16 protein-coding genes are annotated in these 24,322 nt (G+C 61.1%); 13 read left to right on the top strand and 3 right to left on the bottom strand.

The window, feature by feature from the left end; all coding sequences use genetic code 11:
* Positions 1 to 224: 224 nt before the first annotated feature.
* Positions 225 to 1,313 (bottom strand): hypothetical protein, encoded by a 1,089-nt coding sequence (locus ACSOSP_RS34455; RefSeq protein ID WP_455315124.1) that lies wholly within the window; start codon positions 1,311 to 1,313, stop codon positions 225 to 227.
* Between the two features lie 745 nt (positions 1,314 to 2,058).
* Between ACSOSP_RS34455 and ACSOSP_RS34460 the strand changes: the two genes are divergently transcribed.
* From ACSOSP_RS34460 to ACSOSP_RS34475, 4 genes are all read left to right on the top strand, one after another.
* Positions 2,059 to 3,141 (top strand): phosphorylase family protein, encoded by a 1,083-nt coding sequence (locus ACSOSP_RS34460; protein ID WP_455315125.1) that lies wholly within the window; start codon positions 2,059 to 2,061, stop codon positions 3,139 to 3,141.
* A gap of 43 nt (positions 3,142 to 3,184) precedes the next feature.
* Positions 3,185 to 3,964: a hypothetical protein gene (locus ACSOSP_RS34465; protein WP_455315126.1), complete on the top strand. Its 780-nt coding sequence runs from the start codon at positions 3,185 to 3,187 to the stop codon at positions 3,962 to 3,964.
* Between the two features lie 266 nt (positions 3,965 to 4,230).
* Complete coding sequence (locus tag ACSOSP_RS34470; protein ID WP_455315127.1) at positions 4,231 to 5,760, top strand: papain-like cysteine protease family protein; 1,530 nt, start codon at positions 4,231 to 4,233, stop codon at positions 5,758 to 5,760.
* A gap of 16 nt (positions 5,761 to 5,776) precedes the next feature.
* Positions 5,777 to 6,367: a hypothetical protein gene (locus ACSOSP_RS34475; protein WP_455315128.1), complete on the top strand. Its 591-nt coding sequence runs from the start codon at positions 5,777 to 5,779 to the stop codon at positions 6,365 to 6,367.
* Positions 6,368 to 6,615: 248 nt separating this feature from the next.
* On the opposite strand, the gene ACSOSP_RS34480 is transcribed toward ACSOSP_RS34475, so the two are convergent.
* On the bottom strand, positions 6,616 to 6,948 hold the full coding sequence (locus ACSOSP_RS34480) for a DUF4148 domain-containing protein (protein ID WP_455315129.1): 333 nt from the start codon (positions 6,946 to 6,948) through the stop codon (positions 6,616 to 6,618).
* A 791-nt stretch (positions 6,949 to 7,739) separates the two neighbouring features.
* Between ACSOSP_RS34480 and ACSOSP_RS34485 the strand changes: the two genes are divergently transcribed.
* From ACSOSP_RS34485 to ACSOSP_RS34495, 3 genes are all read left to right on the top strand, one after another.
* Positions 7,740 to 8,879, top strand: a complete 1,140-nt coding sequence (locus tag ACSOSP_RS34485; RefSeq protein ID WP_455315130.1) for an HPP family protein — start codon at positions 7,740 to 7,742, stop codon at positions 8,877 to 8,879.
* Positions 8,880 to 9,026: 147 nt separating this feature from the next.
* The gene (locus ACSOSP_RS34490; RefSeq protein ID WP_455315131.1) at positions 9,027 to 9,440 is read left to right on the top strand and encodes a MarR family winged helix-turn-helix transcriptional regulator; all 414 of its coding nucleotides are present in this window, start codon (positions 9,027 to 9,029) and stop codon (positions 9,438 to 9,440) included.
* Between the two features lie 50 nt (positions 9,441 to 9,490).
* Entirely contained in the window at positions 9,491 to 11,281 is a 1,791-nt protein-coding gene (locus ACSOSP_RS34495) for a chloride channel protein (RefSeq protein WP_455315132.1), read from the top strand.
* 135 nt (positions 11,282 to 11,416) lie between these two features.
* Here ACSOSP_RS34495 and ACSOSP_RS34500 read toward each other — a convergent pair whose 3' ends face one another.
* Positions 11,417 to 11,713, bottom strand: coding sequence for a hypothetical protein (locus ACSOSP_RS34500; protein ID WP_455315133.1), 297 nt, complete (start codon positions 11,711 to 11,713; stop codon positions 11,417 to 11,419).
* Between the two features lie 270 nt (positions 11,714 to 11,983).
* On the opposite strand from ACSOSP_RS34500, the gene ACSOSP_RS34505 reads away from it, so the two are divergent.
* From ACSOSP_RS34505 to ACSOSP_RS34530, 6 genes are all read left to right on the top strand, one after another.
* Complete coding sequence (locus ACSOSP_RS34505) at positions 11,984 to 13,270, top strand: ATP citrate lyase citrate-binding domain-containing protein (RefSeq protein WP_455315134.1); 1,287 nt, start codon at positions 11,984 to 11,986, stop codon at positions 13,268 to 13,270.
* A 29-nt stretch (positions 13,271 to 13,299) separates the two neighbouring features.
* On the top strand, positions 13,300 to 15,999 hold the full coding sequence (locus tag ACSOSP_RS34510; protein ID WP_455315135.1) for a CoA-binding protein: 2,700 nt from the start codon (positions 13,300 to 13,302) through the stop codon (positions 15,997 to 15,999).
* Positions 16,000 to 16,086: 87 nt separating this feature from the next.
* Positions 16,087 to 17,385, top strand: a complete 1,299-nt coding sequence (gene tcuC, locus ACSOSP_RS34515) for a tricarballylate/proton symporter TcuC (RefSeq protein WP_455315136.1) — start codon at positions 16,087 to 16,089, stop codon at positions 17,383 to 17,385.
* Positions 17,386 to 17,448: 63 nt separating this feature from the next.
* On the top strand, positions 17,449 to 18,705 hold the full coding sequence (locus ACSOSP_RS34520) for a polyhydroxyalkanoate depolymerase (RefSeq protein WP_455315137.1): 1,257 nt from the start codon (positions 17,449 to 17,451) through the stop codon (positions 18,703 to 18,705).
* Positions 18,706 to 20,023: 1,318 nt separating this feature from the next.
* Positions 20,024 to 22,705, top strand: coding sequence for a pyruvate dehydrogenase (acetyl-transferring), homodimeric type (gene aceE, locus ACSOSP_RS34525; RefSeq protein WP_455315138.1), 2,682 nt, complete (start codon positions 20,024 to 20,026; stop codon positions 22,703 to 22,705).
* 18 nt (positions 22,706 to 22,723) lie between these two features.
* Positions 22,724 to 24,319 (top strand): dihydrolipoyllysine-residue acetyltransferase, encoded by a 1,596-nt coding sequence (locus ACSOSP_RS34530; RefSeq protein ID WP_455315139.1) that lies wholly within the window; start codon positions 22,724 to 22,726, stop codon positions 24,317 to 24,319.
* Positions 24,320 to 24,322 lie beyond the last annotated feature (3 nt).

The raw sequence follows: 24,322 nt of genomic DNA on the forward strand, positions 1-24,322 counted from the left end.
GCTCAGACGGGATGGATCCATGTCCACGCTAACCTACCCCGGCGTCTATATAGAGTAGAGGACATTCCAAGCGGCCTTCACACCATCACCGGCGTGGCCACGTCGATCGCCGCATTCATCGGCTGGGCGGACCAGGGCCCGGTATCCGTGGCAACCCTTGTGCAAAGCTGGTCAGAGTATGTGGCGCAGTTCGGCGGCATTGCGGCTCACTTTGCCGAGCCAGGTCACGCCAGCATCGCCCATGCTGCCAGTGCACCGTTATAGCTCGTGTAAAAGCCGTACGCGTCGTACACTGCACTGCCCCAATTGCCCTGGGCCTTTGCAGGCAGCGCAGCATTCTGAACAGGATCGGACACGTTCCTGACGAACCCGAACTGCGTGGCGGTCCCCTTGCATGCCTCGCCGATCACCGCGTCGTCCATCTCGATCGACGTGAAGGCTTGATAGGTCCCCGCTGTGGTTCCCACGACAAATGTCGATGTGGTCAGCAAGGACGCGTTACCACCGGTTTGATCGTCGATTTGCGGCGTTGGGTCGCCGAGGTTCAATCCATTGGGATCGAGCTGCGCGAGCGTGTAGTGGGTACCGTACTGCTGGCTGAACTGCGTCGCCAACGTCTCGAGATCGCTGGTCTTCGTCGGCACCGGAAACAGAAGTTGTTTGAAGCTCGCATTGGCAAGAATCGAATCGTTCGCCTTCCATGCGCACTCGTACACCGGCCAGTCCTGCGATGGTTGGCCAGCCTCGAATAGCGTCCCCGCGCTGACGGCGCGCACCGTACCGATGTGATCCCCTGTCTTCGCGCCTCCCGCTGTCCCGATAGACAAGATGACGGCCGGCTGCACCTGCGTGATCATCAGTTTGATCAGGTCTGTCAAATACGCTGCACCCGGCCAGTCCAGATGCGTATTCGATTTGAATAGCAGAACATTCTTTCCGCTGACTTCGACCAGCCTGTATTCGCCCCAGTAGGTCCAGCTCGAAGCCGCGCCTGAAGGCATATTCCTTGAATATTGCTGCCAGCCCGCCCACGTGCCCCGCGACCTGTCGCTGTAGGGCATGGTGGTGCCGCCCGCGCAGAAAACATGTTGCAGTGCTGCCCACTCTGCTTCAGCCCACGTGATCACCACCGCCGACGCCTTCGGCAATGCGCCCGCCGGTGCGGACAGCAAGCCCGGTGCCTGCTTGCCCACCAGCGCGTAGTTCACGACCGGGAGTGCCGGTGCGTTCGCAATGCCCGAATGGCTCGACGACTGCCTTGCCTGCTCAAGGGACATGCCAAAACGCAGCTTTGGATTGTGGCCGTTGTCCATGACCCCTCCTAATACGATGCACAATGGTTTTAAAGCGCGCGAGTCACGGCGCCCCTCACTGCCAGGGCAATGTGACCGATTTGACTTCCAGCAGCGTTTCGACCGACCCGGTCTCGCCATGATGGGACCCGTGCAACGACCCGCTGCAAGGGGTGTTTCCACACACCAAGGTTAGTGCAGAACATGGCAATTCACCAGCGTGATTTGCGGTGCAAAACAGTCATTCAGAAAGCCTTCAATTCGCTTGGTTTCCTATCGATTTTCTATTCACGAGCGCGGGTTGAAAAGCCGTTCCGACAAGAATCGGAAAGCGAAGAGCAAGGCGAAAAATAACGAACACGTGGCGTTGAACCACTATCGCGATAGACTGAAGAATCGACTCACGCCGATTCATAGGTATACAAAATAAAGCGCGATTACTTCTTGGGTTTCATGCGCTTGACACACTCTGGCGTGGCTCGATTTACGAGCTCGCTTGTGCAAGGTCCGTCCCTCAGGAACTATGTGTGCTCGGCCTCATTTCCGGCTAATTCTGCCTTACGATCATTTGGATTACTGACGTATCCTCAAGTTGCCGTTGATGCCCCTTCGCGACCGATTTTTTCTTGCGAAGAAGCATACCCAGGCAGGGAGGTTTGCGTCCGGACGCGCAAACGTTCAACTGTTAAGTGACTTCCGAGTCCGGATATCAGGAACAATACGACCGACCGCCGGTTGGTTGTTCCGGACTCAGGGAAAATCGATCATGACAGGTCCAATTGACGTCGACGACGTCATCCTAAACTTCGATCCCGCCCGCGTGCAGAGCCGCTTTCGCATGGCCGGCGCCGGGCTTGAACTCGTGTCCGCCGAGGCGGCCTTGCCGGGCGCCGTTCCATGGCCTAGCGGCACGGCTCCGAAACCGGCGCCGCTTGGCGCCGCGCCCGCTGAAACCGACGACCTGTCGCGCTTTCACGGCTACGACGCCGTCGTCGTGACATGGACCGCGGCTGAAGCGTCCGCGCTCGCTGCGCTGTTCACACCGGGATATCCGGTGTCGGCGTGGTACGAATATCGTCATCAAATCGATACCTACATTCCGCTCGTCACCGGTGTGAAAGCGCCCTTCAAGAGTAGCGAGCCGGACATGGCTCGCTACTATCACAGCCTCGGCCTGTACTTCCCCTGCACCATCGGCACCAAACGCGTACTGCTTTTCAAGTCCGGGCTTCATCTGGACTACGACGGACCCGCTACGCCGGTCCAGCGGCTAATGGGCGAGATCGCGACGGCCGTGGCGCCGCGGATTTTCGTGACGACAGGTACCGGCGGAGGTATCGGCGCGGATGTGCACCTTGGCGACGTCGTCATCGCCGGCACGGTACGGTTCGACTGCAAGACGCAATTCCGCGAAAAACCTTTCGCCAATAAGCAATACAAAGCCAGTGCCGTTTCGGCGGCGGCCCTGCAGGCCATGACACCTGCGCTCATGAGCGTCAATGCCGCGCGCATCCCGGGTGCGCTGGCTGTGCCAAAAATTTTCTCGTCAAGCGCGGATGCCGTCGTCACCACCGACTTTTTTGCTTTCGACGACTCGACGAACCACTACAAGCTGCAGGGACTCGGGCGCGCGTGCGACATGGGCGATGCAATGGTTGCCGATGCGCTGCAATCAGCGCCGCATATCTCGTGGTATTCGATCCGCAACGCGTCGGACCCACAGATTCCCAACCCTGATAACAACATTCACTCGGCCTCGCAGCAGGCCGCATTGATCTATGCAAAATACGGCGGCCTGACGACCGCCGCGAGCGTCATCGCCACCTGGGCGATCATCAGCAACGCCTGATCGTGGCGAATGATGGGAGCGCTTCAACCTGAGGAGAAGTCAAATGAATACTTATAAGCTCGGCCGCCAGCATCGCACCTACGATCCGCGGATACCCCACATGAGCGCGCTGCTCGCCGGGCAGACACCTGCGCCGCCACCGGCTGCCATCGACTACACGAAAGGAATGCCGGCGAACCTCGGCATGATGCTCAATGACACGCTCGGGGACTGCACGTGCGCAGCTTTCTATCACGCGTTGCAAGTGTGGAGCTTTAACGCCGCGTCGAAGATCGACACGGAGCCCGACAAGGATGTCGAAGAACTCTATGTTCTCGGCTGCGGCTACAACCCGAAGGAAGGTGGCGAGGGCCCGGGTGGCAACGAGCAGCATCTGCTTACCTATTTGCTCAAGACCGGGGCGCCAATGGGCAATAGCGAGACCCCAAAAAAGATCACCGCTTTCGTCGAGGTGGATCCGCGTAACGTGGACGATGTGAAGCGCGCCATCGCCGACTGCGGTGTCGCCTACATTGGCTTCAATGTGCCGCAATACATCGTTCCCGCACCGCCCGCGGTGCCGCCAAAGGTGTGGGACGTGCAGAACAGCAACCATGCGATCGTCGGCGGCCATGCCGTCGTGCTGGCCGGTTACGACGACTCAGGCGCGCACCTCATATCGTGGGGCAGCTACTACACCATGACCTGGGCCTTCTTCGCGAAGTACGTCGACGAAGCCTACGCCATTGCCGACTCCACCTGGTTCACGGCCAAGAAGACGACGCCCGGCGGCTTGACCCTGGCTCAGCTGGAAGAGCAGATGAAGGCCCTGAAGGGGAACTGACCGATCCACCGCGAGATGCCGGCGGCCCTGCCTCGGGGCCGCCGGCATCGATGACCGAGTGGAACGAGTGCGGGCATGCCGGCTGGAAACCAGTTCGGCACGCCCGGACAACCGGGGCGTCTGCTGTACATACCGGTGCGGGTCGGGCACAACGATTAATTCACGCGTGCCGGCTACGTGGCGGGCATTCCGGTCATACGCAGTAGCCGGGTTGCCTGCCACGCGCCTGACGCCTTGCCTGCGCCTCAATCATCCTGGGAGAGAACATGTCATCGTTGATATCAGTACCACTAAGTAAGGCCGTTGCGGCAGCATGCAACGTCGATGGACGCCTTGAGGTGTTGGGAATTGGCACGAATCGCGCGCTGTGGGACATCTGGCAAACGGCACCCCACGCCGGCCCATGGTCCGCCTGGACCTCGCTGGGCGGAATCCTCACCAACGAACCGGAAGTCGCGGTCAACTCCGACGGGCGGCTCGAGGTATTCGCCCGCGGCACGGATGACGCCTTGTGGCATACCTGGCAAACGGCGCCGCATGCCGGGCCCTGGTCCGCCTGGAGCTCGCTCGGTGGATCGATTACCAGCGACGCCGCGGTCGCCGTCAACACCGATGGCCGGCTTGAAGTGTTTGCCCGCGGCACGGACAACGCCTTGTGGCACACCTGGCAAACGGCGCCGCATGCCGGGCCCTGGTCCGCCTGGAGCTCGCTCGGTGGGTCGATCACCAGTGATATCTCGGTCGCCGTCAATACCGACGGCAGGCTGGAAGTATTTGCGCGCGGCACGGACAACGCGCTGTGGCATGTCTGGCAAACCGCGCCGCATGCCGGACCATGGTCCGCCTGGAGCTCGCTCGGCGGCATCATCACCAGCGATGCGTCAGTCGCCGTCAACACCGATGGCCGGGTTGAAGTATTTGCCCGCGGCACAGACCACGCGCTATGGCATATCTGGCAAACGGCAGCGCATGCCGGGCCATGGTCCGACTGGAGCTCGCTCGGTGGCGTCATCACCAGCGCGCCAACGGTTGCAGTGAACACCGACGGGCGCCTCGAAGCGTTTGCCCGCGGCGAGGATGACGCGCTGTGGCACACCTGGCAAACCGTGGCGCATGCCGGGCCGTGGTCCGCCTGGAGCTCGCTCGGCGGATCGACCACCACCGACGCGGCGGTCTCCGTCAACTCCGATGGCCGGCTCGAAGTATTTGCCCGCGGCACGGACAACGCGCTGTGGCACATCTGGCAAACCGCGCCGCACGCCGGGCCGTGGTCCGCCTGGGCTTCACTCGGCGGCACGCTGATAACGCCCGCAATATATCTCGGTCTGAACGAGCAGTATCAAACACAAACCGAATGGTGCTGGGCGGCGACGACTGCCAGCATCACCCTGTACTACAATCCTGCATCGACGTGGACACAGTGTCTGCTGGCGAACCAGCAACATGGGCAGACCACTTGCTGCGTCAACGGCGGCAGCACTGCATGCAATCAACCAGGGTACCCCGATCAGGCGTTGACCACGACCGGCCATCTCGCTTCGACGGCCACAGGCAAGCCGTCGTTCCAGACGATCACTAACCAGCTGGATGCAGGGCATCCTGTATCAATCAACATCCAATGGAATGGCGGAGGCGGTCACAATCCGGCAACCGACGGGTACGACAACACTGACCCCGCCACGCCGACCATCGATATCCAGGACCCCATATACGGCCCGTCGACGCAGGACTTCAATACCTTCCCGGGCAGCTATAACGGTGGCGCTTCGTGGTACGCGTCCTACTTTACGAAATGAGATCGAGGAGAACGTCATGACACTTCATTTTGCAACGGAACCGAGGAACGGAAGCGCCCTCGTCCAGCAGGGAATGCACAAGCTCTCGAAGCGGCCGAATCCTCTCTCGGGGCGTGCGGTAGATTTCAGTGCCCTCGCGGTGCAACCGCCTCACGCTGTCTACGATCTGCGGGCGGATGCTGTCGCCGGCGGCGGCGGCCTGGAGTCGGCAACCCCGTCGGGTTTCCGATATCTTGTGCAAGGGGGCGGGACGAACATTGCCGCGGCAGAAGTGCACGCCGATGCGACCGGCGCCGCGACGCTCCTCGCGAACATCAACTTCGGTCCTTTCGTCGATGCCACCACGAAGGCGCTGGCGCAGGCGGCAACGCTTCCCGCCGTGCAAGCAAGTTCCTATGAAGTCCGGCTGCTGCGGTTCGCGGCGATCGCGCTTATGGCGCTCTGGCTGAAACCCGACGCCGGCGGGGCCGACATTATTGTTCCGCTCGCTCCCGCACCGGAAGGTCTTCACGCTGGACAGTCCTACTCGGAAGCGGATTTCCTGAAGGCTATTCGTCCGCTTGCGCAAAAGCGCGCGTCGAAGAAGGGGCAAGCAACCGTCCCGTGAGTTCGGCGCTGTGAAATCGCGGGCCCCGGCGAGCAGTGCTGTCGCCGGGGCCCGTGTTCTTGCAAGATCCCGGCGCGCGCACCGAGGGTCAGGGTGAAAGCTTGCCGGCAAGCCCCGGCATCTTTGCCCTGAAGGATCAAGCCCAAATATGGCGGATTAGCCGTGTCGAGCCGGCTTGATCCTCCATGTCCAGCAACGCATAGTCACGCCGATGGACAGGCCACAACATCTGATAACAGCCGGATGTTTTACTGCCCCTTGTAGATTGATTGCGTATCGACGGGGATCTGTGCCCGGCCAGCTTCCGATGTACCGCTGGACGACGTACCGTATTCACTGTTTTGCGGAGCCGCTTGCATTTGCGCTTGCGCCTGGTTTTGCGCAGACACGCGCGCCAACGCTGCTTGCAAGTTAGCGGGATAGGTCGTATCGCTGGCGTTTGCGTCATAGCCGGCCTGTTGAAGCTGGACGAGTTCGGCACGCACTTGCTCACGAGTAACCGATCCGCTCTGCTGAGCAAACGAAACGATTGGAGCGGCCAGGAACGAGGCCGCGAGAACTACGTAGATCGACGATTTCATGTTTATCTCCAGAAAGAGTTTCCCGCGCCTGAAAGCCAGGTTCGCAGGCTGTTTCCCCAGTTTGATAGAGAGGTAGTCGTCGGTGTCACACACGATTAGGAATATTTATTAAATGCCATGTAACGCCGTCACCAACTCGATCGATAAAACCAATCTGGAAGCGTGTTTATAAACTTCGTTCTGGCTTCGGAATTGTCTTGGCGAGGGAATGCTATCGATCGGTCAACATAGTGTCGTCGCCAACCGGCGTGGCCGAAACCGTACTTATGGAGGATAAGCCCGGATTTTTTGGAGGGACCGGAGCCCCGCGAAAGGAGGGGTGCGCCCTGCCGGGCGCACACAAAAAAAGGCACCCGGAGGGTGCCTTAAATGAATCCGAGTGAATCTGGTTATTGTTTTTGGTCTCTCTCGCACCGGCCCCAAATGCCGACGGCGCCCCAATATGTGAATTGAAGCCATTACAGTGGAAACTTGGATGCTCCGATACGTGAGAGTACTAACGGCACGAATTGGTCAAACTTGAGCCCATTAGGGAATCTACCAATCCCAACGAACTTTCCTGATCATCGGCCAATGGAGTCAACACTCCCTTCAGGCCACCTCGAAGAGAACCCCGCACGACACGCGGTCCAGCAGCAACGCATGGTTTTCCCCGGTCCACCAGGGTGATGCCGGATGACAACCTCGATATATGTCACAATCACATACTTTTTTACACCATGTTTGGCAGGAGGCGCTGCCTGACCGTGAGGACGCCCGATATAAGGTCGCTCACACAATCTTCCAAGCTTATGGTCCGATCCGCTCTCGCACGTTGGCTTCTCAGCTTCTCCCCTTCACCGGTCGCACTTGGCTGGCCCGAACGATTCAGGTCCTGTCTCGGCGCCCTGCTCGGCATCTCCTTCACCGCGGGGGTGATGCACGTTTTCCTGGGCGACAACGCGTTCATCCCCCTGCTGGTCGCGCCGATGGGGGCCTCCGCAGTGCTGCTGTTCGCTGTTCCCGCGAGCCCGCTCGCACAACCCTGGTCGATCGTCGGCGGCAATATCGTTTCCGCGACGATCGGCGTGGCGTGTGCAACCTGGATCACGAACCCGATCGACGCCGCGCCGATTGCGGTGGCGCTGTCAATTGGTGCGATGTTCGCGTTCAGGTGCGTGCATCCTCCGTCGGGCGCGGTCGCGCTCACGGCCGTGCTCGGCGGGCCGGCCGTACATGCGCTCGGATTCGGATTCGTCGTTGCACCGATCGCGGCGCAGTCGTTTGCACTGCTGGCGGTCGCCATCGTCTTCCACGCGTCGACAGGGCATCGCTATCCTCATGCAGCGCGCTCAGCGAAGGAAACCGGCGTCCGTGCGCCGGCGGCCAGCCCCGGCTTCACGCGAGAAGACCTCAAAGCGGTGCTCGGCCGTCGCAACGAATTGCTGGACATCGATCCATCGGATCTCGAGTCGCTGCTGCTGGAAATACAGCTGCAATCGTATGCGCGCAGTTTCAGCGGACTGAGCTGCGCGGACATCATGTCGAGCCCCGTCGTTTCGATCGCATCCAACACGACGATTGCCACTGCCGCCGCCATGCTCAAGCGTCATGGCATCAAGGCGCTTCCTGTCATTGACGAGCACGCGTTGGTGGTCGGCATCGTCACTCAGGCCGACATCGCGAGAAATATGGCAGACGGAAAGCTTAGGGGCTTGGCGACATTGATCGACAGGTGGTTCGCCGGGCCCGGTTCAGCACAGACGGTCGCGTCCATCATGACGACCCACGTGTCCACGGTCAGCGCCACCACATCGATTGCGAAGCTCGTGCCACTATTCGCCGCGTATGGCCATCACCATATTCCGGTGCTCGATACGCAGGAAAAACTCGCCGGCATGATCACCCAGGCCGACCTGATACTGGGCCTCTACCGGCAAACGCACACCTGAGCGGGGCGCGAAACGCGAAGGTGGCACCTGGGGACGCGGCCGGTCCGCATCACGGCGGCACTCCCGGTCCTGCGCATGCAGGACTCTCCCATATCTATCACCACGTGATATAATTTAAATGCAGGTTCCTGACCGGACTGTTCCCCCATGAAAGAAGCTTCCCGCACACTCAGCAAAGAAAACTTTGAACAGCTGTCCGAGTTCCGCTACCAGATGCGCAAATTCGAGCGGTTCTCCGAGCAGGCAGCTCAGGACGAAGGCATTACGCCGCTGCAGTATTTGCTGTTGCTGCATATCAAGGGTTATCCGGACCGCGATTGGGCAACGGTGGGCGAACTCGCTGAGCGTCTTCAGGCGCATCACCACGGCGTCGTTGCGCTCGTGTCGCGCTGCGAAGCGCTGGATCTGGTCAAGAGAAAGCCTAGCGAAACTGATCGCCGCCAGGTCGAGGTTCATCTGCTGAAACCGGGGGAGAAAATTCTCTCGCGGCTCGCCGAATTGCATCGGGCAGAACTGAAGTCGCTCGCGGGGACCTTCCGCGTTCCGCAAGTCGATCTTTAGATCGGTCGCTGCCGACGCAACAAACACATCGGAATTGATCAGGAGTCAATGTGCACGAAAACGCTTCACGAGGTGATTTTGCAGCGAATGCTCATCTGCCGCGCATCACGGCCATTGCGGTGGTGATCGGCGTGTTGAGCACGCTCACGGCCTATGTCCTGCTCCACCTGATCAATTTCTTCACCAACCTTTTCTTCTTCCAGTCCCTGTCGTTCGAGAATCACTCGCCTGCGGGAAATAGCCTCGGTCTCTGGGTAATCGTGATTCCCGTGATCGGTGGCCTGGTGATCGGACTGATCGCGCGCTATGGCAGCGAAGCCATCCGCGGACACGGCATTCCCGAAGCGATCGAAGCCATCCTGTTCGGCAAGAGCAAGATGTCGCCGAAGGTCGCGGTGCTCAAGCCCCTGTCCTCCGCAATTGCCATCGGCAGCGGCGGTCCGTTCGGTGCGGAAGGGCCGATCATCATGACGGGCGGCGCCATCGGGTCGCTGCTCGCACAGCATTTCCACCTGACCGCCGGTGAACGCAAGACCCTGCTCGTCGCCGGCGCCGTAGCCGGGATGACGGCGGTGTTCGGTACGCCTGTCGCGGCGGTCCTGCTCGCGGTCGAGTTGCTGCTGTTCGAACTGCGCCCGCGCAGCTTGCTGCCCGTTGCGGTGGCGTGCGCGGTGGCTGGATTCACGCGCCCCCTTCTGATCGGCAGCGGCGCCCTGTTCCCGTTGCAAACCCTCCCGCTGGGTCCGCTCGGCCTCATTTCATGCGTGGTCGCGGGGCTCGTGGCCGGGGCCATGTCCTGGGGTTTGTCATCGGCGCTATACAAGGTCGAGGACCTCTTCGGCAAATTGCCGATTCACTGGATGTGGTGGCCGGCGCTGGGTGGCATTGCTGTGGGCATCGGCGGATATTTTGAGCCGCGTGCGCTCGGCGTAGGCTATGACGTCATCGGTGATCTGCTGCATAACCATCTTGCGATCAGCGTCGTGGCCGGCCTGATACTGGTGAAGGCGATCATGTGGGTCATCGCCCTCGGGTCCGGCACATCGGGAGGCGTACTCGCTCCGCTGCTGATGATGGGTGCGGCCATGGGAACCATCATCGGGCCGTTCTTGCCTGGCGGGGAACCAGCGGTATGGCCGCTCGTATTCATGGCGGCGACGCTCGGCGGCATGATGCGCGCCCCCATCATGGCAACCGTGTTCGCGTTCGAACTCACCCACGACGCCAACGTATTGTTGCCCCTGCTCATGGCGTCGGCTGTCGCGTACGGATTCACGGTGCTGCTGATGCGGCGTTCCATCCTGACCGAGAAAATCGCGCGGCGCGGTTATCACATCTATCGGGAATACGGCATCGATCCGCTTGAACGCCATTTTGTGGAAGAGGTGATGACGCGCAGGGTCGAGACCATCGATGCGGATATGCCGGTCGCCGAGGTGCTCGCAAAATACTTTGGTGAGAAGCAAATCCATCGCGCGTTTCCGGTGACACGAGATGGCGCACTGGTAGGCATGATCGAGCGCGACGGATTCATCGCGCGAACCGGCAATCCAGCGATCCATGTAATGGGCGACCTGTTCGGTGCGAACACACCCATCATGGCGTTGCCCGGGGAAACCTGCCGGATCGCGTCGAACCGGCTCGCCGTGCATGGGCTCGAGCGCTTGCCCGTGGTGTTGGATCCGCAGACGCGTCGTCTCGTGGGCTTGATAAGCCGTAGCGACCTGGTGAAACCGTCGCTCGCTTTCTTCGAGGAAGAAGAGCATCGCGAGATGTTCCGGCGCTCTCCCCTGCATCATCTGAAGAAACGGTTTGCACCGGTGCCCGGGCATAAAGACTAAGCAACCCGCGAGCGCCCGCAGGCCGCCATCGTGACGGGCTTCACAACCCTGCCAGCCGAATCAATCGAGACACAACCAAGACACAAGGGCGCCCTGGCCGGGGCGCACCTCAGCTATTGATCAGATCCGACAGGATCAGCGATCGCTCAATGATCCCCCCCCCGCGATAACCCCAATAAGCACGCACGGAAACCCATACGACGGCTGCGCGCCTATTCCGGCATTTCGTTTGCACAGCGCCGCATTTCCTGTCGCTCCTTTAATTAAATCAACGACTTGATCCTCTGGTTTCATCGCCATGGCGGTTGGCATAGCCATTGCAATGATGAAACGACAATGTTGCGCGCCGGCCACGGACGCGAAACAACAAGAGGAGACACGATGAACGCCAACGACGACCTCGATCCGCTCGAGACCGCTCAGTGCTTGCATGCCCCAACTCCGGTGCAGACGCATAACTGCATTCATCTCCCTCCCGATCCTGGCAGCCGCCCAGCGGACCCGGCACAGCACAAGGGTGCGCACGCGCCACACTCGCAAACGATGGCGACCACCCCCCGCATTCATCGGCCGATACGCGCGGCCACAACCGGATCCAGATGCACATCACACCGTGCGCTGCCACTGACGAGGGCATCGCCCGCCGGACTCGCACCATTACGCCTAGACGACACCGCAATGCCTTTCTGAAAGGGGCTCACCATGCAAGTCACCGGTATGCTGCACGGAGCCAAGATGCTCCAATTCGTCGATTTCCCCACTACCGAGGTACTGGGACCCGACGCCAGCGAGGAAGAGATCAAGGCGCTCATCGACAGGCACGGCCTGATCTTCATCAAGCCCGTGTTCAAGGGCGGCGTCGGCAAGAAAGGCAAGGCCGGCCTGATCGGCAAGGCCACCGACCTGAAGACCGCGCTGAAGGAAAAGGAACGTTTGTATTTTGTCGAGCACCGGGTCGGGCACACGGTGGCCAAGGCCAACGGCGTGACCTTCGAAGCCGGCGTGCCTGCCGAGCACGAAGTCTACTTTTCGATCACGGACTCCACGCATTACCGCGCGCCGACGATGACGCTCACCCATCACGGCGGCATGGACATCGAAGAACTCGACAGGAGCCAGGTCGCGCAAATACCCTTTGACCCGCTTACGGGATTGAAGGCTTTCGTGGTCGCCAACGCGCTGTCCGCGCTAGGCGCGCCCAAGCAGATCATCTCGCCGCTGGTGCAGCACCTGCCCAAGTTATGGGAGCTGTATCACGACTACGGCATGACCACGCTCGAGTTGAACCCCATCCGCATGCGCGTGGACAAGAAGGGGCGCATGACACCGGTCGCCTGCGATTTCAAATGCGGCTTCGACCGCGATGACCCGCGCTGGCGGCGGCTGAATTTGCCGGCAAGCCTGTTCGCCGTCGACTACTCCGACTTCGAGCAGGAGATCAATCAACTGCGCACGTACCAGGGCCAAAGCGACGTCTACGTGATCAACGCGGGCGGCACGATCCTCGCGCCGACCTTCGGCGGCGGCGCCAATTCACTCGTCACGCAGATGCTCGGCGACGACGCCATCATCTCCTCGGACTTCGGCGGCAACCCGCCTTACGAAAAGATGAAAGAGGTGGCACGTATCTGCTTCAAACACTGGATCAAGCAGAGCAACGTGCTGTTCATCATCGGCGGCAAGTCGAACAACACCGACATCTTCGAGACCTTCCGCGCAATGGCCGATGCACTGCGCGAACACTTCAGCCGGCATGGGGCCACGCCGCTATATGTGGTGATCGGCCGCGGCGGGCCGAACCTGGTGCGCGGCATGGGCGCGATGCGCGACACGCTCGATGCGCTCGGACTGCCGTATCGATTCTTCGGGTTCGACTCGGACATGAGCGAGGTCGTGCTGCACGCGAAGAAAGTCGATGCATGGATGAAGTCCGGCGGCCGCGAGCAGGTAGCGGCCCGGCTCGGCATAGCGTCCAGCCAGGCCGCCTGAAGCTTGGCCCCACGCATAAGGAGAGTGTCATGTACAAGCAAGGTGTAGGCGATTTCAAGTATTTCGTCGGTACCAGTTCGCTGGCCCACGTGGCCACGCGCGAAGACCGGGTCTGCGTGCTCAACATCCTTGGCGGCGAGTCGAGCGACGTGACGCCGGTCGGCCATGTCTATTCAGGCGGCAACGTCGTGTTCGGCACGGCCCCGGGGAAACGTGGCCAAGTGCTGGAAACGGCGCTCGGCGCAGTGCCCGTTTACAACAACGTACTTGAAGGCATCAACGCCGGCCATCGCTTCAACTGCGGCGTGATCTACCTGCCGCCGGCAGCGGCGCGTGATGGGGTGGCCGAACTGATCCGGGTCAACCCGGAGCTGAAGAAGATCTTTATCGTCACCGAGAAGCTCGCTGTGCACGACTCGCGCGAGATCCGCGCGATGGGTCAGGCCAATGGCATCGACATCTTCGGCGGCAACAGCCTGGGTGTAGCCGATGCGTGGAATCAGGTTCGCATCGGCGGTGCGCTGGGCGGTGATCATCCGGAAGAGGCCTTGCGCAAAGGGTCTATCGCGATCTTCTCCAACTCGGGAAATTTCACGACCACCATTGCAACGTACCTGCGCATGGCGGGCTGGGGCACTACGACGTCCATTTCCAGCGGCAAGGATGTCTATGTCCACTTCGCTGCGCCCGAGTTTGCATTCGCCCTGTCAAACGACGCCCGCAGTAAGGCTGCAGTGCTATACGTCGAACCCGGCGGCTACTACGAGCTCGATGCGAACTTCACCAAGCCCGTGGTCGCTTGCGTGGTCGGGCGCTGGAAGTCCAAGCTGACCCGCTCGGTCGGACATGCCGGCGCGATGGCCGGTGGCGCCGACGATGCGCTCAGCAAGGAAGGCTGGTTCATGGACAAATTCGGCGTGGACGGCATCTTCACGCCCGAGAATCCCGTGTTCTCGGCCAAGGGCGCGCTCGTGACCAATATCGCCCACATCCCGGCTGCACTGACTGCGGTGATGGGCGAAAACGCCTGCCGCCCCGACTTCGCGTCCGAGGGCAATCTCGCGCTCAAACCCTGGTTCGGCTCGAGCCATGGACTCGACCTGCCGGCCGATCTCGACCTGCCCGTAGTCGTTGCCACCGCCCCCTACAACGAACAGGTCGCGGCGCTGAACCAGCAGATCGGAGCCGTATCGCCGCGCCAGACGATGAAGGACGCCTCAGGCGCCTCGCAGATGGACGCGAAGACCCAGGTCACGAGCTTGTACGGCGTGTCGATGCTGGATGCCGCCCAGTACCCGCTGGAGGCCAACGTCAGCCTCGCGCTGCTGCACGAACCCGGCGGCGAGAACGATCGGCGCCTGATCAATGTCGCGATAGGTGCGGGCCTCAACCTGCACGGTCATCCGGCGTTGGCCGCGGCACAGGCTGCACGCGACGCCGGCAACGCACCCAACACCGTGCTGGCCGCTGCGGCCAGCATCCTCGGGCCTCGCAGCCAAGGGCAGGCGCGGCAGATCGCGCGGGTTCTGATCGACGCTTTCGCGGCTGCCGGCATGAATGACGCATTGGACGAAAGCTTCGATACCAGCGCAATCGCCGTCGACGACCCTGCTTTGTTCGTCAGCGCCGAGCCCGACGTCCACGCACAAGCGATGCTCGCGGGCCTGAGCGCACGCGGCGCCAAATCAGTGTTCGTGCAATACCTTCAGACACTGCCCGGTCACCCCACGGCCGACGCCGTCCTCGCCGCGATCACGACCACCCTCGCCTGGGGTCCGTTGATGCGCAAGCGCGTCTCGCGCCTGACCGCCGAGAGCCTGCCCTGGTGGATGCGCCTGTTCGGCGCGCTGATCGGCGCCTCGGTGCAAGCAGACCAGCACCAGCCCGGCAGTTTCTGCGGCATCGCAACGGCCGATATCCTGCAGCAGCGGCCGATCAGCGAGGTGGCCTTCGTCGCGCTGCTCGGTCTCACGCCGCAGCCGGCCGACCTGTTCGCATTCCAGGTGCTCGTGGGGCTGCTTTTGTCAAACGGACCCGGCACGATCTCGGCCCAGGGCGCCAAAGGCGCAGTCTCTTCCGATGGCCCCGAGGACCCCGAACGCGTGCAGCTCAACAAAGGGTTGATCGGCTTTCTGACGCACACCGGTTACACCCATGGCGGCAACGGCTACGAGGGCATTGCGTTCCTGATCGAGCAGTTCAGGGACTCGGGCCTCGTCGATCCGGGCGACCCGAATCATGGCGTGGACCTGAAGGCGCTGGCCCTGAAATATGTCGAAGCGTACGCCCGCTACAAATCGAACAAGAAGAACACGGGCAGCCTGGATATCCAGAAGATTCCCGGCGTCAATCACCCCGTGTTCAAGGACAAGCCCGTCAATTACGATCCGCGCGAGGTCTTCATTCGCGAACTGATGGCCGAGCGTCAGGAATATAACGTCTTCCACGAGTTCTACGGCACGCTGGTGCAGACCTTGTTCGACGCAGGCGTGTCGCGTAATGTTTATTGCGTCAATGTCGATGCGGTGATTGCCGCGTTGCTGCTGAAGATGCTGTGGCAGCCCTACCGTAACGGCGAATATTCAGGCGCGGCGCTGGAGACGGCGGCCTTTACGATCTTCCTGTACCCGCGCATGCTTGGCTGTGCAGCGGAAGTCGACGACCACATGAACCGCGGCCGCAACATGGACACCCGCACGCCGGCATCGCAGTGCCAGTTTGTCGCTTGACACCGTGTGACCGTAAGTCCGGATCGGCATGGCCTGCAGCGGGCCATGCCGGCCCAATACAAGAATCAGATTCTGGAGACGGCGAAAATGTCGAACGCTAACGCAACACAATCCAAGTTCGGAATGGTTGTCCGGGTGACCAGCGGCAATTTCCTGGAGATGTTCGATTTCTTCCTGTTTGGCTTTTACGCAACCTATATCGCCAAGACCTATTTCCCCGCCGACAGTGAGTTCGCCTCGCTGATGCTGACGTTCGGCACGTTTGGCGCGGGTTTCATCATGCGGCCCGTCGGCGCGATTGTTTTGGGTGCTTACATCGATAAGGTAGGCCGGCGGCAGGGGCTGATCACGACGCTCGCCATCATGGCGATGGGCACCGTGCTGGTGGCCTTCGTGCCGGGGTACATGACCATCGGCCTGTTCGCACCGCTGCTGGTGCTGATCGGCCGCTTGCTGCAGGGTTTCTCGGCTGGCGTGGAACTGGGCGGTGTGTCGGTCTATCTCGCGGAAATGGCGACGCCGGGTCACAAGGGCTTCTATGTGAGCTGGCAGTCGGCCAGCCAGCAGGCTGCGATCATCGTGGCCGCGGTGATTGGCTATACGTTGAGCGCCACGATGGGACAGGCGGCGATTGCCGCATGGGGCTGGCGCATTCCGTTCTTCATCGGTTGCATGATCGTGCCGTTTCTCTTCGTGATCCGTCGTTCGCTGCAGGAAACCGAGGAGTTCACCGCTCGCAAGCACAGGCCCAACGCGAGCGAAATTTTCCGCTCGATGATGCGCAACTGGGGCATCGTATTGGCCGGGATGATGCTGGTCGTGATGACCACGGTGTCGTTCTACCTGATAACAATCTATACGCCGACGTTCGGGCGCAGCGTGCTTAAGCTCTCGGCTGAAGACAGCCTGATTGTCACGTTCTGCATTGGCGTATCGAACCTGTTCTGGTTGCCGGTCATGGGCGCCCTGTCCGACCGCGTTGGACGCAAGCCGCTGCTGATCGGTTTCACGTTGCTGACCATCCTGACCGCTTACCCGGTGATGGTCTGGCTGGTCGACGGACCAACTTTCCCGAAGATGCTGATTGCGGAGTTGTGGCTGTCGTTCCTCTACGGCAGTTATAACGGCGCGATGGTCGTGGCGCTCACCGAGGTGATGCCGGTCGACGTACGCACCTCGGGGTTCTCGCTGGCCTACAGCCTGGCGACTGCGATCTTCGGCGGCTTCACGCCTGTCATCCTGACCTTCCTGATCCAGGTAACGAACAACAAAGGTGCGCCGGGCTTGTGGATGAGCTTTGCTGCGGTGTGCGGCCTGATTGGCACGCTGGTGCTTTACCGGCGCAGCGCGGTCGCCAAGCGGGAACAGTTGTCGCTGACGGTGTGATCGCCTGGAATTTCATGCAGTTCGTATTTATACAAGCACTCTGAGTCATTTATCTGGATAACTATGCTTTATCAATTGCATGAACAGAATCGCTCTCTCGTAGCACCCTTCTTGCAATGGGCGAATGCATGGGCCAAATTGCTGATCCATCCGGTCTCGCCCGTAGCGCGCGTACCGTTTGTGCGCCACATCGCGGCCGGATACGAGTTGATGTACCGGCTCGGCAAGGAATATGAAAAACCGCCATTTGCGATCCACACGACCGTGGTCGGCGGCAAGACGGTCGGCATTTCAGAAGAGGTCACGCTCGACAAGCCGTTTTGCGCGCTGCTGCATTTCCGGAAAAACCTGGGCGATGAGGAATTGGCTGGGCTGAATCACCCCAAGGTGCTGCTCGTGGCGCCTCTGTCCGGTCATCATTCGACCTTGCTGCGTGACACCGTGCATGGCTTGCTGCCGAACCACGATGTCTACATTACCGACTGGACCGACGCGCGGATGGTGCCCTTGTCCGAGGGTGCGTTCCATTTGCATGACTACGTCTATTACGTGCAGGATTTCATTCGGCTGCTCGGCCCCGACCTGCATGTCATCTCGGTCTGCCAGCCGACGGTTCCGGTGCTTGCGGCGATCGCGCTGATGGCAAGCGCCGGCGACCCGAAACTGCCGAAGACGATGACCATGATGGGCGGCCCTATCGACCCGCGCAAATCGCCTACGCAGGTGAATGCGCTCGCAACGAAAAAAACCTACTCATGGTTTGAAAACAGCGTGATCTATCGCGTCCCGGCCAGTCATCCGGGATCTGGGCGCAAGGTGTATCCGGGCTTCCTGCAGCATGCGGGTTTCGTTGCGATGAATCCGGAGCGCCATGCGCAAAGTCATCGGGAATTTCACGAGCATTTGATCAGAGGAGAGGATGAACTTGCCGAAGAACATCGCAGGTTCTACAACGAATATAACGCGGTGCTGGATATGCCGGCCGAGTATTACCTGGAAACGATTCGAACCGTGTTCCAGGAGTTCAGCCTGCCGATGGGAACCTGGCAGGTAGGTGGACAATTCGTACGTCCGCAGGATATCGAAGGGGTTGCCCTGTTCACTATTGAAGGTGAGCTCGACGATATTTCCGGTTCTGGGCAGACGCATGCGGCGCACGATTTGTGCACTGCTATTGCCGATGCGAAGCGGCAGCAATTCACCGCTGCGCAGTGCGGGCATTTCGGTATTTTTTCGGGGCGCCGGTGGCGCGAGATGATTTGTCCAAGGATTGAGGAGTTCATCAGGGCGCATTCGGGGGAGGGTTTTCGTTCGCACTAGGGGTGGGAGGGGGTGTTGGGTTCTGGCGTTAGTGGTTGGGGTCAGTGCCGGGTTGCTAGGTTCTGGCGGTAGCGGTCGGGGTCAGTGCCGGGTTGCTAGGTTCTGGCGGTAGCGGTCGGGGTCAGTGCCGGGTTGCTAGGTTCCTGCGTTAGCGGTCGGAGTCAGTGCCGGGTTGCCAGGTTCCTGCGTTAGCGGTCTGGGTCAGTGCCGGGTTGCTGCTTTCGGGGTTAGTGGTCTGCGTGAGTGAGCTATTTTCTTTATCACTATTAGCCACTGCGCGTGGCGGCGCGTCATTTCTTTGTCCAAAGCGACAAAGAAACGAAGCAAAGAAAGCGCTTTCAAAACGCGGGCCCATAAGTTGACCTAGCGTGAATTTCCACGTTTTTGGCACCCCAAAAGCACGGTGCTCGCCAGAACCACCGGTGTGTGAACCCCTCTTTCTCCGAACACGGATACCCACACGCTTCGCCACCAGTGACTGAACCTGCCCATGGAGCACCCCGCGCTATCCGCGTAAACCATCCGCCAAATTTGTACGCATGTCGAACCATGTCACCAACCCGCCTCGTAAGGAGGCCGTAAAAATGCGTGAGACCGAACCAACGAATGTAACCGTACCAAGCATGCTAACTAAGTAGCTAACCCACGAAGAGCGGTAGCAAGAGATACGCGTGAAGTCGTGCCGGTCCTTGGCAATAGTGCTTGCCCGAGAGCGTACGGGGCGAAGCGTGTGCGTGTAAGAATTCGCGAGAAGGAGGGGTTCAAACATCCGTCGCTCTTGCGAGCACCGTGCTTTTGGGGTGCCAAAAACATCGAAGCTGCACGCTAGGTCAACTTATGAGCCCTCGTTTTGAAAGCGCTTTCTTTGCTTCGTTTCTTTGTCGCTTTGGACAAAGAAATGACGCGCCGCCACGCGCAGTGGCTAATAGTGGTAAAGAAATGAGCCAACTCAAGCAGACCACAAACGCCGAAAGCAGCAACCCAGCACTGACCCCGACCGCTAACGCAAGAACCTGGCACCCCAACCCCAACCCCAACCCCCAACCCGAGCCCCCCGACCAACCAAAACCCCAAGTGCGAACGCCCCCCTTCCATTGCCTCGCAATTACCCTTATCCGGCTGCACGGAAAACCAGACTACGCCCGTGCCACGATTCCGAAGCATCGTTCTGGCGCCTCAATTTCTCTTGTAGCAACCCCAATTTAATCAACAACTTGATTTACCTGTTTGATTGACGCAGCACATGGCATGGCCATTGCATTATCGACGGGACAATGTGCCGCGCGACCACGGACGCGGCACGACAAGTGGAGACAAGATGAACCCTAACGATGACCTCGACCCGCTCGAGACCAGCGAGTGGATGGATGCCCTGCGCGCGGTCCAGGCGCATCGCGGAATCCCGCGAGCCCGCTACCTCGTCACCCGTGTAGTGGAGCAGGCGCAGCGTGAAGGGACCTACGCGCCCCAGTCGCTGAACACGGCCTACAAGAACACCATCCCGCCTGAGGAGGAAGAGCGCTCGCCGGGGGATCGCGCAATCGAACATCGCCTGCGCTCCATCATCCGCTGGAACGCAATGGCCATCATCCTGCGCGCCAACAAGGACAGCTCGGAACTCGGCGGCCACATCGCCAGTTTCCAGTCCGCGGCCACGCTGTACGACATCGGCTTCGGCCACTTCTGGCATGCGCCAACAGAGACGCATGGCGGCGACCTGATCTACATCCAGGGGCACAGCGCACCAGGCATCTATTCACGCGCCTTTGTCGAAGGCCGCCTGAGCGAAGAGCAACTGCTCGGCTACCGCCAGGAAACTGGTGGCAAGGGCATCCCCTCTTACCCGCATCCGTGGCTAATGCCGGACTTCTGGCAGTTCCCGACCGTGTCGATGGGCCTCGGTCCCCTCATGGCGATCTACCAGGCGCGCTTCCTCAAATACCTGCAGGGCCGCAGCCTTGCCGATACCGCACCGCGCAAGGTCTGGGCCTTCATGGGCGACGGCGAGATGGACGAGCCCGAGTCGCTCGGCGCGATCTCGCTCGCCGGCCGCGAGCGGCTGGACAACCTGATCTTCGTCATCAACTGCAACCTGCAGCGCCTCGACGGCCCGGTGCGCGGCAACGGCAAGATCGTGCAGGAACTCGAGTCGGTCTTTCGCGGCGCCGGCTGGAACGTCATCAAGGTGCTGTGGGGCGGCGGCTGGGACAAGCTGCTCGCGAAAGACACGAGCGGCCTGTTGCTCAAGCGCATGGAAGAGTGCGTCGACGGCGAATACCAGGACTTCAAGAGCAAGAGCGGCGCTTATGTTCGCGAGCATTTCTTCGGCAAGTACGAGGAACTCACGGCGCTGGTCGCCGACATGAGCGACGACGAGATCTGGAGCCTGACGCGCGGCGGCCACGATCCCGACAAGGTGTTCGCCGCCTACGCGGCAGCGGTCAAGCACACGGGCCAGCCGACGCTGATCCTGCCCAAGACCGTCAAGGGCTACGGCATGGGTGAATCGGGCGAGGGGCAGATGATCGCCCACCAGGCCAAGAAGATGACCCAGGACGCGTTGCGCAGTTTCCGCGACCGTTTCCAGATTCCGGTCGCCGATGAAGATCTCGCTAGCATGCCCTTCATCAAGCTGCCGGAAGACAGCCCCGAGATGAAGTACCTGCGGGCGCATCGCGAAGCGCTGGGCGGCTACCTGCCACAGCGCCGGCGCCGCTCCACCGCGCTCGAGATCCCGCCGCTCGACACCTTCAAGCGCCTGCTCGAACCCACCGGCGCGCGCGAGATATCGACCACCATGGCCTTCGTGCAGATGCTGGGCACCCTCGTGCGCGACAAGGCTATTGGCAAACACGTCGTGCCCATCGTGCCGGACGAATCGCGCACCTTCGGCATGGAAGGGATGTTCCGCCAGCTCGGCATCTATTCGTCGGTGGGACAGCTCTACAAGCCGCAGGATGCGGACCAGTTGATGTATTACCGTGAGTCGAAGGACGGCCAGGTGCTGCAGGAAGGCATCAACGAAGGCGGTGCGATGTCGAGCTGGATTGTCGCAGCTACCTCGTACAGCACGAGCAACGTGCCGATGATTCCGTTCTACATCTACTACTCCATGTTCGGGCTCCAGCGCGTGGGCGACCTCGCATGGCTGGCGGGCGATATCCGCGCACGCGGCTTCCTGCTGGGCGGCACCGCCGGGCGCACCACGCTCAATGGCGAAGGCCTGCAGCACGAGGACGGTCATAGCCACATCATTGCGGGCACCATCCCGAACTGCATCTCGTACGACCCGACCTTCGCCTACGAAGTGGTGACCATCGTGCGCGAAGGCCTGCGGCGCATGTTCGAGCAACAGGAGGATGTTTTCTATTACATCACCCTGATGAACGAAAACTATCCCCACCCCGGTCTCGCCGATGCCGGCGCGGGCGCCGAGGAAGGCATCCTCAAGGGCTTGTACAAGCTGCAGGACGGCGGTGAGAGCATCAAGAAAGGGCATAGGGTCCAGCTCATGGGCAGCGGCACGATCCTGCGCGAAGTGATCGCTGCAGCCGACCTGCTCAAGGACGACTTCAAGATCACCGCCGATGTCTGGAGTGCGACGAGCTTCAATGAGCTGCGTCGCGACGGTATGGCGACGCAGCGCTGGAACCTGCTGCATCCGACCGAAGCGCCACGCAAGAGCTGGCTTGAAAGCAAGCTCGAAGGCCATGAGGGACCCCTTGTTGCCTCGACTGACTACATGCGCGCCTACGCCGACCAGGTACGCGAGCAGGTCCAGAACAGCGGGCGCCGGTACACCGTGCTAGGCACCGACGGTTTCGGGCGCAGCGACTATCGCGCCAAGCTGCGGCGGTTCTTCGAGGTGGATCGCTATTACGTGACGGTGGCCGCGCTGAAGTCCCTGGCCGACGACGGCGTGATCGAACCGCAAGTCGTAGCCGAGGCGATTACGAAGTATGGCCTGGACACCGAGCGCGCCGCGCCGTGGACCGTTTGAGACGATGAGGATACCGTAATGAGCCAGGCAATCGATATCAAGGTACCTGACATCGGCGATTTCAAGGACGTGCCGGTGATCGAGATCTACGTCAAGGTCGGCGACACCGTCAAGGCCGAAGACCCGCTGGTCTCGCTCGAGTCCGACAAGGCCACCATGGACGTGCCCGCCCCCCGCGGCGGCGTGGTCAAGGCGATCGTCGCGAAGATCGGTGACGTGGTCAGCGAAGGCAGCGTGATCATGCAGTTCGCCGACGATGCTGCCGCGCCCCCCGAGGAGGCGGTCAAGCCCAGCGTCAGCGCCTCGCCTTCGCCGGTAAGCGCGCCCGCCGGACTAGCTGAGGTGCGCGTGCCCGACATCGGCGACTTCAAGGACGTGCCGGTGATCGAGATCTACGTCAAGGTTGGAGACACCGTCAAGGCGGAAGATCCGCTCATCTCGCTTGAATCGGACAAGGCCACCATGGACGTGCCCGCGCCGCTCGGCGGCGTGGTCGAGGAGATCCGCATCAAACTCGGCGATACGGTCAATGAAGGCAGCATCATCATGTCGCTGGTGACGGATGCGGGCCCTGTCGCGGCTGCTGCTCCGGTAGCGGCCCCGGCGCCGGCAGCGAGTCCGGCATCACCAGCCGCGGCGTCGAGCGGTAGCGGCATAGACGAAGCCCGCTTCGCCCTCGCCTACGCGAGCCCGGCGGTGCGCAAGGTGGCGCGCGAACTCAGTGTCGATCTGGGTCAGGTGAAGGGCACAGGCGATCACGGCCGCATCCTGCGTGGCGATGTAGAGACGTTCGCCAAAGGCGGTGCGTCCGCCTCCCCGTCGAACGCAGCAGCGAAAGCAGCCCCGGCCGGTACAGGTATGGGAGGGCTCGAGCTGCTGCCCTGGCCGAAGGTGGACTTTGCGAAGTTCGGTCCTGTCGAACGTCGCGAGTTGTCGCGCATCAAGAAGATCTCGGCGGCTAACCTGCATCGCAACTGGGTCGTCATTCCGCATGTCACCACGCACGACGAGGCCGACATTACCGATCTCGAACAATTCCGCGTGCAGATGAACAAGGAGCTGGAGAAATCGGGCGTGAAGATCAGCATGCTGCCGTTCATGATGAAAGCGGCGGTCGCCACGCTCAAGGCGTTTCCCGAGTTCAACTCAAGTCTGGAGAAAAGCGCCGACGGAGATGTGCTGATCCTCAAGCAGTACTACCACATCGGATTTGCAGCCGACACGCCCAACGGACTGATGGTGCCAGTGATCCGCGATGCCGATAAAAAGAGCGTGCCGGAGATCGCCCGTGAGATGGGCGAACTCGCCAAGCTGGCGCGCGACGGCAAGCTCAAACCCGAGCAGATGCAAGGCGGCACGTTCACGATCAGTTCGCTGGGCGGGATCGGCGGCATCTACTTCACGCCCATCATCAACGCGCCCGAGGTCGCCATCATGGGCGTGTGCAAGAGCTACTGGAAACAGCACTCCGGCGATGGCAAGAACTGGACGTCACGCCTGACGCTGCCGCTGTCGCTGTCCTGGGACCATCGCGTGATAGACGGCGCCGCCGCCGCGCGATTCAACGTCCATTTCGCCAAACTGCTCGCCGATCTGCGGCGCGTGCTCTTCTGAGGA

It is taken from the genome of Caballeronia sp. KNU42 (assembly GCF_053760385.1).